Origin of the sequence: Methylobacterium sp. CCH5-D2 (assembly GCF_001556475.1) — a bacterium.
GTDB lineage: Bacteria > Pseudomonadota > Alphaproteobacteria > Rhizobiales > Beijerinckiaceae > Methylobacterium > Methylobacterium hispanicum.
The window spans coordinates 1-12,107 of sequence record NZ_LSIX01001068.1 but is presented as its reverse complement, the minus strand read 5'-3'; the positions used below and the strand labels follow the sequence as shown (position 1 = coordinate 12,107).

Sequence of the window (12,107 nt, the reverse complement as noted above, 5' to 3'; positions counted from 1 at the left end):
ATACCGGCGAAGATGATGAGCGACGAGCCGTTGCCGATGCCGCGCGAGGTGATCTGCTCGCCGATCCACATCAGGAACAGCGTGCCGCCGGTCAGCGTGATCACGGTCGAGGCCAGGAAGAACGGCCCGGGATCGATCGCCGCGGAGGAGGATTGCAGGCCGACCGCGATGCCCCAGGACTGGACCAGCGCCAGCACCACCGTGAGGTAGCGGGTGTACTGGTTGATGACCTTGCGGCCCGACTCGCCCTCCTTCTTCAGCGTCTCCAGGCTCGGGATCACCGAGGTGAGGAGCTGGATGATGATGGAGGCCGAGATGTACGGCATGATGTTGAGCGCGAAGATCGCCATGCGCTCGACGGCGCCGCCCGAGAACATGTTGAACAGGCCGAGCACGCCGCCGGCCTGCTGCTGGAAGTTCCTGGCGAACTGTTCCGGGTCGATGCCGGGGATCGGGATGTAGGTGCCCAGCCGGAACACCACGAGGGCGCCGAGCGTGAACCAGATGCGCTTCTTCAGCTCATCGGCCTTCGCGATCGCCCCGAAATTGAGGTTGGCGGCAAGCTGCTCGGCGGCTGAGGCCATGACGGTCTATCCTGGGACCTGTCGCCGGACGGGTGGTCCGGGTGAAACGAAGAACGGCGGCCGGTGCGAGGTCGCACGGGCCGCCGCTCGGTGGCTTGGACTTAAGCGCTTCCCGGGCCCGGCGCAACGCGTCGCGCCGGATCCGCGGGAGGGCTTCAGGCCTCGGCGGAGGCCGTGCCGCGGTGGGCGACGCCCGCCGCGTAGGCGACGGTGACGCTGCCGCCGGCCTTCTCGACCGCCTCGACCGCCGACTTCGACGCGCGGGTGACCTCGAAGCTGAGCTTCGCGGTCAGCTCGCCGACGCCGAGCAGCTTCACGCCGTCGCGGGGACGGGAGAGGATGCCGGCGGCGATTAGCGCCTCGACGGTGACGGGCGCCGAGGCGTCCAGACGGCCCGCATCCACCGCCTCCTGCACCCGGCCGAGGTTCACCTCGTTCAGGTCGTGGGCGTGGATGTTGTTGAAGCCGCGCTTCGGCAGGCGACGATGCAGCGGCATCTGGCCGCCCTCGAAGCCCTTGATGGACACGCCGGTGCGGGCCTTCTGGCCCTTCACGCCGCGTCCCGCGGTCTTGCCCTTGCCGGAGCCGATGCCCCGGCCGACGCGCATCCGGTTCTTGGTCGCGCCTTCGTTGTCGCGGATCTCGTTGAGCTTCATGATGGCGCCCTCCTCACGCAGCGCCGTCGAGGACGCGCACGAGGTGCGCGACCTTGCGGATCATGCCGCGCACGGCCGGAGTGTCCTCCAGCTCGGCGACCCGATGCATCTTGTTGAGCTTCAGGCCGACCAGCGTCGCGCGCTGGGAGGCCTCGCGGCGGATCGGCGAGCCGATCTGCTCGACGCGGATGGTCTTGTCAGCCATGCCAACCTCCCCTTACGCCACAGCCGCTTCGGACTGATCGTTCGGATCGGCGTCGCGGCGGCGGCTCTGGAGGGCCGACACCTTGAGACCGCGGCGGGCCGCGACGGAGCGCGGGCTGTCCTCGTTCTTGAGCGCCTCGAAGGTGGCGCGCACGAGGTTGTAGGGGTTCGAGGAGCCGAGGCTCTTGGCCACCACGTCCTGCATGCCGAGCGTCTCGAAGACGGCGCGCATCGGGCCGCCCGCGATGATGCCGGTGCCCTGCGGGGCCGCGCGGAGGATCACCTTGCCGGCGCCGTGACGGCCGTTGACGTCGTGGTGCAGGGTCCGGCCCTCGCGCAAGCTGACCCGGATCAGGCCGCGCTTGGCGGCTTCCGTCGCCTTGCGGATGGCCTCGGGCACCTCGCGCGCCTTGCCGTGGCCGAAGCCGACCCGGCCCTTCTGGTCGCCGACGACGACGAGGGCCGCGAAGCCGAAGCGACGGCCGCCCTTCACCACCTTGGCGACGCGGTTAATGTGGACGAGCTTGTCCACGAACTCGCTGTCGCGCTCCTCGCGATCCTCGCGGCGGCCGCGGCCACCGCCCTCACGTTCACGTGCCATTCTGATACCCGTCTATCGCACTGGCGCGGGCGGCGGGCCCGCTCGCTTGAAGATGATGTTCGAGGAGCAGCCGAACCGCTCCCCTCCGCCGAATCTCATTCTTGGTGTTCCATCCGTGATGGAACGTCCGCCGCGCTTGCGAGCCCCCGGACGTTGGTCCGGGGGCTCGTGAGGCGCGGAGCGCCCTCAGAACTCCAGGCCGCCCTCGCGGGCGGCATCCGCCAGGGCCTTGACGCGGCCGTGGTAGATGTAGCCCGAGCGGTCGAAGATCACCTTGGTGACGCCGGCCGCCTTGGCGCGCTCGGCGACGAGCTTGCCCACGGCGGTGGCGGCGGCGACGTCGGCGCCGGTCTTCAGGTCCGCCCGGATCGCCTTGTCGATCGACGAGGCGGCGGCGAGCGTCTTGCCCTGGGCATCGTCGATGACCTGGACGTAGATCTGCTTCGACGAGCGGAACACCGAGAGCCGCGGACGGCCGTTGGCGGCGGCCCGCAGGGCCTTCCGGACGCGGATCTTGCGCCGCTGGAGGGCGATAAGCTTGTTCGACATCTTAAGCCCTCCTTACTTCTTCTTGCCTTCCTTGCGGAAGATGAACTCGCCCGCGTACTTGACGCCCTTGCCCTTGTAGGGTTCGGGGCCGCGGTAGTCACGGATCTCGGCGGCCACCTGGCCGACGCGCTGCCGGTCGATGCCCGAGATCACGATCTCCGTGGGCTTGGGCGTCACGATGGTGATGCCGGCCGGGATCTCGTACTCGATGTCGTGGCTGTAGCCGAGCGACAGCTTGAGCGCCTTGCCGGCCATCGCGGCGCGGTAGCCCACGCCCGTGATCTCCAGCTTCTTCTCGAAGCCCTTCGAGACGCCCTCGACGAGGTTCGCCACCTGGGCGCGCGAGGTGCCCCAGAGCGAGCGGGCCTCCTTGGACTGGTTCTTGGGCTGCACGGAGACCGCGCCGTCCTCGAAGGCCACGTCCACCAGGGCCGGGACGACGAACTGCAGCTCGCCCTTCTGACCCTTCATCTTCACGGTCTGACCGTCGACCGTCGCCGTCACGCCCGACGGGACGGGGACGGGCTTCTTGCCTACACGAGACATCTGCCTCTCCTCTCTCGCCGGATCAGAACACCTGGCAGAGCACTTCGCCGCCGACGTTGCGCTCGCGCGCAACGTGGTCGGCCATGACGCCCTGCGGGGTGGACACGATGGTGACGCCGAGGCCGTCGGCCACGCGCGGCAGCTCGCCGACCGACGAGTAGACCCGGCGGCCCGGCTTCGACACGCGCTGGATTGAGCGGATGACGGGCTTGCCGTCGTAGTACTTCAGCTCGATCGCGAACTCGGTGCGGCCGTTGCCGAGGTCCGACACCGCGTAGTCGCGGATGTAGCCCTCGGCCTTCAGGACGTCGAGCACCGAGGCGCGCAGGCGCGAGCCGGGGGTCTGCACGACGTTGCGACGGCGCTGCTGGCCGTTGCGGATGCGGGTGAGCATATCGCCCACGGGATCGTTGACCATGGGTATGCCTCCTTACCAGCTCGACTTGACGAGGCCCGGGATCAGGCCCCGGTTGCCGAGCTCGCGCAGCGCCACGCGCGAGATGCCCATCTTGCGGTAGACGGCGCGCGGGCGGCCGGTCATCTCGCAGCGGTTGCGGATGCGAACGGCCGACGAGTTGCGCGGCAGCTCCGCGAGCTTGAGGCGCGCCTCGAAGCGCTCCTCCATCTCGAGGCTCTCGTTGTTGGCGATGGCAAGGAGGCCTTTGCGCTTCTCGGCGAAGCGCGCGACCAGGGCCTTGCGGCGGTTGTTCTTCTCGACTGAGCTCTTCTTAGCCATGTCTGTTCTCTCCGGTGTCCGCGTCTGAAGCCCGGGGCTTCACTGCCGGAACGGGAACTTGAAGGCGGCGAGCAGGGCCTTGGCCTCTTCATCGGTCTTGGCGGAGGTCGCCACGACGATGTCCATGCCCCACATCTGCTCCGCCTTGTCGTAGGAGATCTCCGGGAACACGAGGTGCTCCTTGAGACCCAGGGCGTAGTTGCCGCGCCCGTCGAACGAGCGCGGGTTCAGGCCGCGGAAGTCACGCACGCGCGGCAGCGCGATGGTGATCAGGCGGTCCATGAACTCGTACATGCGCTGCTTGCGCAGGGTCACCTTGCAGCCGATCGGCATGCCCTCGCGGACCTTGAAGGTCGCGATGGCCTTGCGGGCCCGGGTGATCACCGGCTTCTGGCCGGCGATGAGGGCGAGGTCGCCCGCCGCGACCGTGGCCTTCTTGGAGTCGGCGGTCGACTCGCCGACGCCCATGTTGATGACGATCTTCTCGATGACCGGCACCTGCATGGGGTTCTTGTAGCCGAACTGCTCGATGAGCTTCTGGCGGACCACCTCGTCGTAGTGCTTGCGCAGACGGGGGGTGTAAGCGTTCTTGTCGGCCTCAGCCATCGATCTGATCCCCCGTGCTCTTGGCGAACCGGACCTTGCGGCCGTCCTCGAGGATGCGGAAACCCACGCGGGTCGGCTTGCCGTTGGCGTCGGCGACCGCGAGGTTGGAGAGCTGGATGGCGGCCTCCTTGGAGATGATCCCGCCTTCCTGGTTCTGCGTCTGCTTCTGGTGCTTCTTCACCAGGTTGATGCCGCGCACGAAGGCCTTGTCGTCCTTCGGCAGCACCTGGATCACCTCGCCGGAGCGACCCTTGTCGCGGCCGGTGAGGACGACGACCGTGTCGCCCTTCTTGATCTTGGCGGCCATCACAGCACCTCAGGAGCGAGCGAGATGATCTTCATGTGGTTGCGCGCGCGGAGTTCCCGCGGCACGGGCCCGAAGATGCGGGTGCCGATCGGCTCCTTCTGATTGTTGATCAGAACGGCGGCGTTCTTGTCGAAGCGGATGACCGAACCGTCGGCGCGCTTCACGTCCTTGGCCGTGCGCACGACGACCGCCTTCATGACGTCGCCCTTTTTGACGCGACCGCGCGGGATCGCCTCCTTGACGGAGACGACGATCACGTCGCCGACGCCCGCGTACTTGCGCTTCGACCCGCCGAGCACCTTGATGCACATCACGCGGCGTGCACCCGAGTTGTCGGCGACGTCCAGATTCGTCTGCATCTGGATCACGGGAGTGACCTTTCCTGGTTTCAGGCGGGTTTCCGCACGCGGGCGGTATTGCCCGGCGGACGACGCCTGATGGGGACCTGACGTCCCCGGCTCATAAGAGAGACCGCGCTATCGGCCCGGGGGCCGGCGCGGTCACCGCGTACGAGGGGTGCTGGCACCCCGTAAACTGTCGCGAAGGCCGGTCCGATACACCGGTTCTCCCAAGAGTTCAAGCGTGAAGGTGGGCTGGTAGGGCTTCGTGGAACTCGGCGCGGATCTTGCCGGCCGGCTCGCGGGTCTGCGGAGCGCGCTGGCCCGGAACGCCCCTGGGGCGCGGCTGTTGACGCCCGGGCCGGCGGCCGGATGCGTGGTGGGCCGGCGTTTGGCGGGCGGATATGTGGCGGACAGAGACGGGGATCGCATGAAGCCGCGGATCGCACTCGGCCTCCAGGGCGGGGGTGCCTACGGCGCCTACGGCTGGGGCGTCATCGACCGGCTCCTGGAGGAGCATATCTGGATCTCGGCGGTGAGCGGGGCGAGCGCGGGCGCCCTCAACGGGGCCGCCCTGGTCTCCGGCCTCGCCAGCGGCAGCGACGACGGCGCGCGAACGGCGCTGGAACGCCTCTGGCGCGCGACCGCCGACCGCTCGCCCCTGCGGGCCTGGGACTGGACCGGAAGCCTTCCGCCCGGTGCCGCGTCCTGGATGGGCCCCTGGCTCGAACCGTGGGTGGACGCCTGGGTCGAGCCCTGGGTGGACCAGGCGCTCGCCTTCACCCGGCTCTACGGCGGCCAGATCGCCCCCTACTTCCCGGCCTTCCGGGAGATGCGCGCGTGGCGGGAGGCGGTGGCGGCGAGCGTGGATTTCGAGGCGCTGACGGCGCCGCGCGCGATCCCGCTCTACGTCTCCGCCACGGACGTGCTCACGGGAGCGGCGCGCCTCTTCACGGGCGAGGCGATCGACGAGGACGCGCTGATGGCCTCCTGCTGCCTGCCGGAGCTGTTCTCGGCCGTCGAGATCGACGGGCGGCGCTACTGGGACGGGGGCTACGTCGCCAACCCGGCCCTCGACCCGCTGGTCTTCGGCGGCCACGGCGCGACCGACCTCATCGTGGTCCAGCTCACGCCCTTCGTGGCCGACGCGGTCGGCGAGCGGCCCGAGGAGGTGGTGAAGCGGGCGAGCGACATCAGCTTCAACGCCGGCCTGATGCGCGAGCTGAAGACGCTGACCGACCTGCAATCCGCCGTGCGGCTGGCGGCCTCCCCCTCCCCGCGCCTGCGGCCCATCCTCGACATCAACATCCACCTGCTGCGGGCGCCGGCCGAGCTCGCCTCGGGCTCCGTCGACAAGTACGACACGCGCTGGTCGACGCTCTGCGCGCTGCGCGATCTCGGCCGGGCGACCGCCGAGGCCTGGCTCGCCGAGCAGGGCCACGCGATCGGCGCGGCCTCCAGCCTGACGACCCTGGACGAGGTGTTCACCGGGCACCGGCCGCGCCGCGCGGCGATGTCCGCCTGACGGCGCACCCCGAAAGGCGCGAGAGGCGGGCACCCGGGGGTGTCCGCCTCTCGCAAGGTCCGAAAGAGTCCGAGACGAACTCAGGCTTCGGCGGTGGCGACCGCTTCGGCCTGGTCCTCGACCAGCTTCCAGGTTTTGGTCTTCGAGTAGGGGCGGCACTCCTCGATGAACACCGTCTGCCCGACATGGGCGGCGTTCGCCTCGTCGTGGGCGTGGTAGTTCTTCGAGCGGCGGACGGTCTTCTTCATCACCGGGTGGGTGAAGCGGCGCTCCACCTTCACGACGATGGTCTTCTCGCCCTTGTCGCTGACGACGACGCCCTGCAATACGCGCTTCGGCATAAGTCCCTCCTCAGCCCTGGGCCGCGGCCAGCGTCTTCTGACGCTGGAGCGTGCGCACGCGGGCGATATCGCGGCGGACCTCACGGACGCGGGCGACGTTCTCGAGCTGGCCCGTGGCACCCTGGAAGCGCAGGTTGAACTGCTCCTTCTTCAGGTTGAGCAGCTCGTCATTCAGCTGATCCGCCGACAGGGCCTTCAGATCAGACAGCCGGTTGGACGACTTCACGGATCCCTCCCTCAGTCGGCGATGCGGGTGACGATGCGGGTGCGCACCGACAGCTTGGCGGCCCCGAGGCGGAGCGCCTCGCGGGCGATGTCCTCGGCGACGCCGTCGACCTCGAACATGATGCGGCCCGGGTGGACGCGCGCGGCCCAGTAATCCGGGGCGCCCTTACCGGAGCCCATGCGGACCTCGGTCGGCTTCGAGGTGACGGGCAGGTCCGGGAACACCCGGATCCACACGCGGCCCTGGCGCTTCATCTCGCGGGTGATCGCGCGGCGGGCCGCCTCGATCTGCCGGGCGGTGACGCGCTCGGGCTCCACGGCCTTCAGGCCGAAGGTGCCGAAGTTCAGCTCGAAGCCGCCCTTGGCCGCACCGTGGATGCGGCCCTTGAACTGCTTGCGGAACTTCGTCTTCTTGGGTTGCAGCATGGCAGCCTCTCTATTCGCTCAAGCGGCTCACGCGTGGGACGGCTCGCGACGACCGCGGTCGCCACGGTCACCCCGATCGCCGCGGCCCTCGCCGTCGCGCTCGCGACGGCCGCCCGAACGGCCACCCTCTTCCTGAGCCTTCTTGTCCTGGGCCATCGGGTCGTGCTCGAGGATCTCGCCCTTGAACACCCAGACCTTGATGCCGCAGGTCCCGTAGGTGGTGAACGCCGTGGCGGTGCCGTAGTCCACGTCTGCCCGCAGGGTGTGCAGCGGGACGCGGCCCTCGCGGTACCATTCCTGGCGCGCGATCTCGGCGCCGCCGAGACGGCCCGAGCAGTTGATGCGGATGCCCTCGGCGCCGAGACGCATCGCCGACTGCACGGCGCGCTTCATGGCGCGACGGAAGGCGACGCGGCGCTCGAGCTGCTGGGCGATCGAGTCGGCCACCAGCGTGGCGTCGATCTCGGGCTTGCGCACCTCGACGATGTTGATGGTCACGTCGGCCTTCGTCATCGTGCCGACGAGCTTGCGCAGCTTCTCGATGTCCGCGCCCTTCTTGCCGATCACCACGCCCGGACGACCCGAGTGGATGGTGACGCGGCACTTCCGGTGCGGGCGCTCGATCACGATCTTGGAGACCGCGGCCTGCTTGAGCTGCTTCATGAGGGCGGCGCGGATCGCGACGTCCTCGTGCATGAGCTTGGCGTACTCGCCCTTGCCGGCGAACCAGCGGGAGTCCCAGGTCCGGTTGATGCCGAGCCGGAGACCGATCGGGTTGACTTTCTGACCCATCAGATCCTCCTCAGGCCGCTTCGGCCCGGACTTCCCGAACCACGATGGTGAGGTTCGAGAAGGGCTTCAGGATGCGTGCGCCGCGGCCGCGGGCACGGGCGTGGAAGCGCTTGAGAACCAGCGCCTTGCCCACATAGGCCTCCGAGACGACGAGGTCGTCCACGTCGAGGTTGTGGTTGTTCTCGGCGTTGGCGATGGCGCTCTCGAGGCACTTCTTGACGTCGGTCGCGATGCGCTTGCGCGAGAACTGGAGGTCGGCCAGCGCCGACTCCACCTTCTTGCCGCGGATCAGCTGCGCCACGAGGTTGAGCTTCTGGGGGGAGACGCGGATCATCCGCGCAACCGCCTTCGCCTCGTTCTCGGGGAGCGCGCGGGGGGTGGCCTGCTTGCCCATCTCAGCGCCTCTTCGCCTTCTTGTCGGCCGCGTGGCCCGGGAAGGTGCGGGTCGGCGAGAACTCGCCGAACTTGTGCCCGACCATCTCCTCGGTGACGTAGACCGGGATGTGCTTCTGCCCGTTGTGCACACCGAAGGTGAGCCCGACGAACTGCGGGAGGATCGTGGAGCGGCGGCTCCAGATCTTGATGACCTCGTTGCGGCTCGCACCACGAGCCGCCTCGGCCTTCTTGAAGAGGTAGCCGTCGACGAACGGCCCCTTCCAGATCGAACGTGCCATGGCGGTTACTTCTTGCGGTTGTGGCGGCTGGACAGGATGAAGACGTCGGTCCGCTTGTTGGAGCGGGTCTTCTTCCCCTTGGTCGGCACGCCCCAGGGCGTCACCGGGTTACGGCCGCCCGAGGTGCGACCCTCGCCGCCGCCGTGCGGGTGGTCGACCGGGTTCATCGCCACGCCGCGGTTGTGCGGACGCTTGCCGAGCCACCGGTTGCGCCCGGCCTTGCCGAGCGAGATGTTCATGTGGTCCGGGTTCGAGACCGCGCCGACGCTGGCGAAGCACTGGCCGTGGACCAGGCGCTGCTCGCCGGAGTTGAGACGCAGGGTCACGTAGCCCTGGTCGCGCCCGACGATCTGCGCGTAGTTGCCGGCGGACCGCGCGATCGCGCCGCCCTTGCCGATCTTCAGCTCGACGTTGTGCACGATCGTGCCCACCGGCATGTTGCCGATCGGGCCCGCGTTGCCGGGCTTGATGTCGACGTTCTCGCCGGCCACCACCTTGTCGCCCGCCGAGAGGCGCTGCGGAGCCAGGATGTAGCTCTGCTTGCCGTCCGGGAAGCTGATCAGCGCGATGAAGGCGGTGCGGTTCGGATCGTACTCGATCCGCTCGACCGTCGCCGTCACGTTGAGCTGCTCGCGACGCTTGAAATCGACCAGGCGGAGCGACCGCTTGTGACCGCCGCCGCGGAAGCGGACGGTCACGCGGCCGAGGTTGTTGCGGCCGCCGGTCGAGATCTTGCCGACGGTCAGCGCCTTCACCGGCTTGCCCTTGTAGAGCTCACGGCGGTCGACGAGGACGAGCTGGCGCAGGCTCGGCGTGACCGGTTTGAATGTCTTCAAGGCCATCGGTTTGGTCCTTAACCCGTCCTCAGAGCCCGGTCGTGACGTCGATCGAGTCACCCTCGGCGAGGGTGACGATCGCCTTCTTCACGTCCGAACGCTGTCCGCGCTGCCCGCGGAAAATCTTCTGCTTGCCCTTGGTCACGAGGGTGTTCACCGCCGTGACCTTGACGTCGAACAGCTTCTCCACCGCTTCCTTGATCTGCGGCTTGGTAGCCTTCGGGGCGACCCGGAAGACGACCTTGTTCTGCTCGGTGAGGTTCGTCGCCTTCTCGGTGATGACCGGGGAGACGATCACGTCGTAGTGGCGCGGATCGAGACTCATTTGAAGCGCTCCTCGAGGGCGTCGATCGCCGCCTTCGTGAGAACGAGGGTGTCGCGGCGCAGGATGTCGTAGACGTTGATGCCCTGGATCGGCAGCACGTCGATCTGCGGGATGGCGCGGGCGGCCCGGCCGAAGTTCACGTCGACCTCGGACCCGCCGATGATCAGCGCGTTCGAGAGGCCGAGCTTGCCGAAGCGCTCGACGAGGCCCTTGGTCTTGTGGTCGTCGATCTTGATGTCGTCGACGACGATCAGGGTCGAGGCCTTGGCCTTGGCCGAGAGGGCGTGGCGGAGCGCAAGCGCCCGGACCTTCTTGGGAAGGTCGTGGGCGTGGTCGCGCACCACCGGGCCGAAGGCCCGGCCGCCGCCGCGGAACTGCGGGGCCGAGGCCGCGCCGTGACGGGCGTTGCCGGTGCCCTTCTGCTTGTAGGCCTTCTTGCGGGTCCGGTTCACGTCCGAGCGGTTCTGCACGGCATGCGTCCCGGCCCGGCGCTTGGCGAGCTGGTAGCGCACCATGCGCTGCAGCAGGTCGGCGCGGGGCTCAAGGCCGAAGATGTCGTCGTTGAGCTCGACCGAGCCGGCCCCGGCACCGTCGAGCGTGGTGATATCGAGCTTCATCACGCGTTCTCCTCGGCGGGAGCGGCTTCGGGGGCCGAGGCAGTCGCGCCGTTCTCACGGAACTTGCCCGGCAGCGGCAGGTCGGCGGGCGCCTTGCGCTTCACCGCGTCGCGGATCTGGATCCAGCCGCCGGCGACGCCCGGGACGGCGCCCTCGACCAGGATCAGGCCACGCTCGGGATCCGTGCGCACAACGCGCAGGTTCTGCGTGGTGACCCGCTCGACGCCGAGGTGACCCGGCATCTTCTTGTTCTTGAAGGTCTTGCCCGGGTCCTGACGGCCGCCGGTCGAACCGATCGAGCGGTGCGACACCGACACGCCGTGCGTGGCGCGCAGGCCGCCGAAGTTCCAGCGCTTCATGCCGCCCGCGAAGCCCTTACCGGTCGAGGTGCCGGTGACATCCACGAACTGGCCGGGGATGAAGTGGTCCGCGGTGATCTCGGCACCGACCGGGATCAGCGCGTCCTCGCTGACGCGGAACTCGGCGAGCTTCTTCTTCGGCTCCACCTTGGCGACCGCGAAGCGGCCGCGCTCGGCGGCGGAGACGTTCTTCACCTTGGCCTTGCCGACGCCGACCTGCAGCGCGACGTAGCCGTCCTTCTCGGTGGTGCGGTGCGCGACCACCTGGCATTGATCGATCTTGAGCACGGTAACCGGCACATGCTCGCCGGCCTCCGTGAAGACCCGGGTCATGCCGACCTTCTGTGCGATGACGCCTGAGCGCATAGGTCTCTCCCTCGCGCGTTGACAGTGAAGCCCTAAGCCCGGGGGCTCAGAGCTTGATCTCGACGTCCACGCCAGCGGCGAGGTCGAGCTTCATCAGCGCGTCCACGGTCTGGGGGGTCGGATCGACGATATCGAGCACGCGCTTGTGGGTGCGCATCTCGAACTGCTCGCGCGACTTCTTGTCGATGTGGGGCGAGCGATTGACGGTGAACCGCTCGATGTGGGTCGGCAGCGGGATCGGGCCGCGGATCTGGGCGCCGGTGCGCTTCGCGGTGGACACGATCTCGCGGGTCGACGCATCCAGGATGCGGTGATCGAACGCCTTGAGGCGGATACGGATGTTCTGACCGTTCATGACCTGAAGCCTTCAGTGGGAGACGGGGAAGGGCGGGCCGAGGGCCCGCCCCGCCACGTTCCCCTTGAGGATTGCTCTCTCGCTTACTCGGTGATGGCGGCGACGACGCCGGCGCCGACGGTGCGGCCGCCCTCGCGGA

23 protein-coding genes are annotated in these 12,107 nt (G+C 68.6%); 1 reads left to right on the top strand and 22 read right to left on the bottom strand.

What is annotated here, in order from left to right:
* The 11 genes from AX737_RS29015 to rplN form a co-directional block, all read right to left on the bottom strand.
* On the bottom strand, positions 1-584 hold a 584-nt coding region (locus AX737_RS29015; RefSeq protein ID WP_197430760.1), incomplete at its 3' end, for a preprotein translocase subunit SecY.
* 155 nt (positions 585-739) lie between these two features.
* The gene (gene rplO / locus AX737_RS29010) at positions 740-1,240 is read right to left on the bottom strand and encodes a 50S ribosomal protein L15 (RefSeq protein ID WP_066927416.1); all 501 of its coding nucleotides are present in this window, start codon (positions 1,238-1,240) and stop codon (positions 740-742) included.
* A 13-nt stretch (positions 1,241-1,253) separates the two neighbouring features.
* Positions 1,254-1,445, bottom strand: coding sequence for a 50S ribosomal protein L30 (gene rpmD / locus AX737_RS29005; RefSeq protein ID WP_066927414.1), 192 nt, complete (start codon positions 1,443-1,445; stop codon positions 1,254-1,256).
* Positions 1,446-1,457: 12 nt separating this feature from the next.
* Positions 1,458-2,045, bottom strand: a complete 588-nt coding sequence (rpsE, locus tag AX737_RS29000; protein WP_066927412.1) for a 30S ribosomal protein S5 — start codon at positions 2,043-2,045, stop codon at positions 1,458-1,460.
* Positions 2,046-2,231: 186 nt separating this feature from the next.
* Positions 2,232-2,594 (bottom strand): 50S ribosomal protein L18, encoded by a 363-nt coding sequence (gene rplR, locus AX737_RS28995; RefSeq protein WP_066927410.1) that lies wholly within the window; start codon positions 2,592-2,594, stop codon positions 2,232-2,234.
* A 12-nt stretch (positions 2,595-2,606) separates the two neighbouring features.
* Positions 2,607-3,140: a 50S ribosomal protein L6 gene (gene rplF, locus AX737_RS28990; RefSeq protein WP_066927408.1), complete on the bottom strand. Its 534-nt coding sequence runs from the start codon at positions 3,138-3,140 to the stop codon at positions 2,607-2,609.
* A gap of 22 nt (positions 3,141-3,162) precedes the next feature.
* The gene (rpsH, locus tag AX737_RS28985; protein WP_066927406.1) at positions 3,163-3,558 is read right to left on the bottom strand and encodes a 30S ribosomal protein S8; all 396 of its coding nucleotides are present in this window, start codon (positions 3,556-3,558) and stop codon (positions 3,163-3,165) included.
* Between the two features lie 12 nt (positions 3,559-3,570).
* Positions 3,571-3,876: a 30S ribosomal protein S14 gene (rpsN, locus tag AX737_RS28980; protein ID WP_066927404.1), complete on the bottom strand. Its 306-nt coding sequence runs from the start codon at positions 3,874-3,876 to the stop codon at positions 3,571-3,573.
* A 39-nt stretch (positions 3,877-3,915) separates the two neighbouring features.
* The gene (gene rplE, locus AX737_RS28975) at positions 3,916-4,482 is read right to left on the bottom strand and encodes a 50S ribosomal protein L5 (protein WP_066927402.1); all 567 of its coding nucleotides are present in this window, start codon (positions 4,480-4,482) and stop codon (positions 3,916-3,918) included.
* Positions 4,475-4,789 carry a 50S ribosomal protein L24 gene (gene rplX, locus AX737_RS28970; protein WP_066927400.1) on the bottom strand — a complete coding sequence of 105 codons (315 nt, stop codon included), beginning with the start codon at positions 4,787-4,789 and terminating at the stop codon, positions 4,475-4,477. The genes rplE and rplX overlap by 8 nt, the downstream gene beginning before the upstream one ends.
* Positions 4,789-5,157: a 50S ribosomal protein L14 gene (gene rplN / locus AX737_RS28965; RefSeq protein ID WP_010686182.1), complete on the bottom strand. Its 369-nt coding sequence runs from the start codon at positions 5,155-5,157 to the stop codon at positions 4,789-4,791. Before rplN ends, rplX begins: the two co-directional genes overlap by 1 nt.
* 400 nt (positions 5,158-5,557) lie before the next feature.
* Between rplN and AX737_RS28960 the strand changes: the two genes are divergently transcribed.
* Positions 5,558-6,652: a patatin-like phospholipase family protein gene (locus AX737_RS28960; RefSeq protein ID WP_066927398.1), complete on the top strand. Its 1,095-nt coding sequence runs from the start codon at positions 5,558-5,560 to the stop codon at positions 6,650-6,652.
* 80 nt (positions 6,653-6,732) lie between these two features.
* On the opposite strand, the gene rpsQ is transcribed toward AX737_RS28960, so the two are convergent.
* Genes rpsQ through rpsJ form a run of 11 tightly spaced genes read right to left on the bottom strand, consistent with a single transcriptional unit; the run spans position 6,733 to position 11,968 of the window.
* Positions 6,733-6,993, bottom strand: a complete 261-nt coding sequence (gene rpsQ, locus AX737_RS28955) for a 30S ribosomal protein S17 (RefSeq protein WP_066927395.1) — start codon at positions 6,991-6,993, stop codon at positions 6,733-6,735.
* A 10-nt stretch (positions 6,994-7,003) separates the two neighbouring features.
* Positions 7,004-7,219 carry a 50S ribosomal protein L29 gene (rpmC, locus tag AX737_RS28950; RefSeq protein WP_066927393.1) on the bottom strand — a complete coding sequence of 72 codons (216 nt, stop codon included), beginning with the start codon at positions 7,217-7,219 and terminating at the stop codon, positions 7,004-7,006.
* 11 nt (positions 7,220-7,230) lie between these two features.
* Positions 7,231-7,644: a 50S ribosomal protein L16 gene (gene rplP, locus AX737_RS28945; protein ID WP_066927391.1), complete on the bottom strand. Its 414-nt coding sequence runs from the start codon at positions 7,642-7,644 to the stop codon at positions 7,231-7,233.
* A gap of 27 nt (positions 7,645-7,671) precedes the next feature.
* Positions 7,672-8,436, bottom strand: coding sequence for a 30S ribosomal protein S3 (gene rpsC, locus AX737_RS28940; protein ID WP_066927389.1), 765 nt, complete (start codon positions 8,434-8,436; stop codon positions 7,672-7,674).
* A 10-nt stretch (positions 8,437-8,446) separates the two neighbouring features.
* Positions 8,447-8,830, bottom strand: coding sequence for a 50S ribosomal protein L22 (rplV, locus tag AX737_RS28935; RefSeq protein WP_066927388.1), 384 nt, complete (start codon positions 8,828-8,830; stop codon positions 8,447-8,449).
* A 1-nt stretch (position 8,831) separates the two neighbouring features.
* Positions 8,832-9,110 carry a 30S ribosomal protein S19 gene (gene rpsS / locus AX737_RS28930; protein ID WP_066927386.1) on the bottom strand — a complete coding sequence of 93 codons (279 nt, stop codon included), beginning with the start codon at positions 9,108-9,110 and terminating at the stop codon, positions 8,832-8,834.
* A gap of 5 nt (positions 9,111-9,115) precedes the next feature.
* Positions 9,116-9,952, bottom strand: coding sequence for a 50S ribosomal protein L2 (gene rplB, locus AX737_RS28925; protein WP_066927384.1), 837 nt, complete (start codon positions 9,950-9,952; stop codon positions 9,116-9,118).
* 22 nt (positions 9,953-9,974) lie between these two features.
* Complete coding sequence (locus AX737_RS28920) at positions 9,975-10,271, bottom strand: 50S ribosomal protein L23 (protein ID WP_066927382.1); 297 nt, start codon at positions 10,269-10,271, stop codon at positions 9,975-9,977.
* Positions 10,268-10,888, bottom strand: a complete 621-nt coding sequence (gene rplD, locus AX737_RS28915; protein WP_066927380.1) for a 50S ribosomal protein L4 — start codon at positions 10,886-10,888, stop codon at positions 10,268-10,270. Before rplD ends, AX737_RS28920 begins: the two co-directional genes overlap by 4 nt.
* Positions 10,888-11,613: a 50S ribosomal protein L3 gene (gene rplC, locus AX737_RS28910; RefSeq protein WP_066927378.1), complete on the bottom strand. Its 726-nt coding sequence runs from the start codon at positions 11,611-11,613 to the stop codon at positions 10,888-10,890. Before rplC ends, rplD begins: the two co-directional genes overlap by 1 nt.
* A gap of 46 nt (positions 11,614-11,659) precedes the next feature.
* Positions 11,660-11,968: a 30S ribosomal protein S10 gene (rpsJ, locus tag AX737_RS28905; RefSeq protein ID WP_066927377.1), complete on the bottom strand. Its 309-nt coding sequence runs from the start codon at positions 11,966-11,968 to the stop codon at positions 11,660-11,662.
* Positions 11,969-12,107 lie beyond the last annotated feature (139 nt).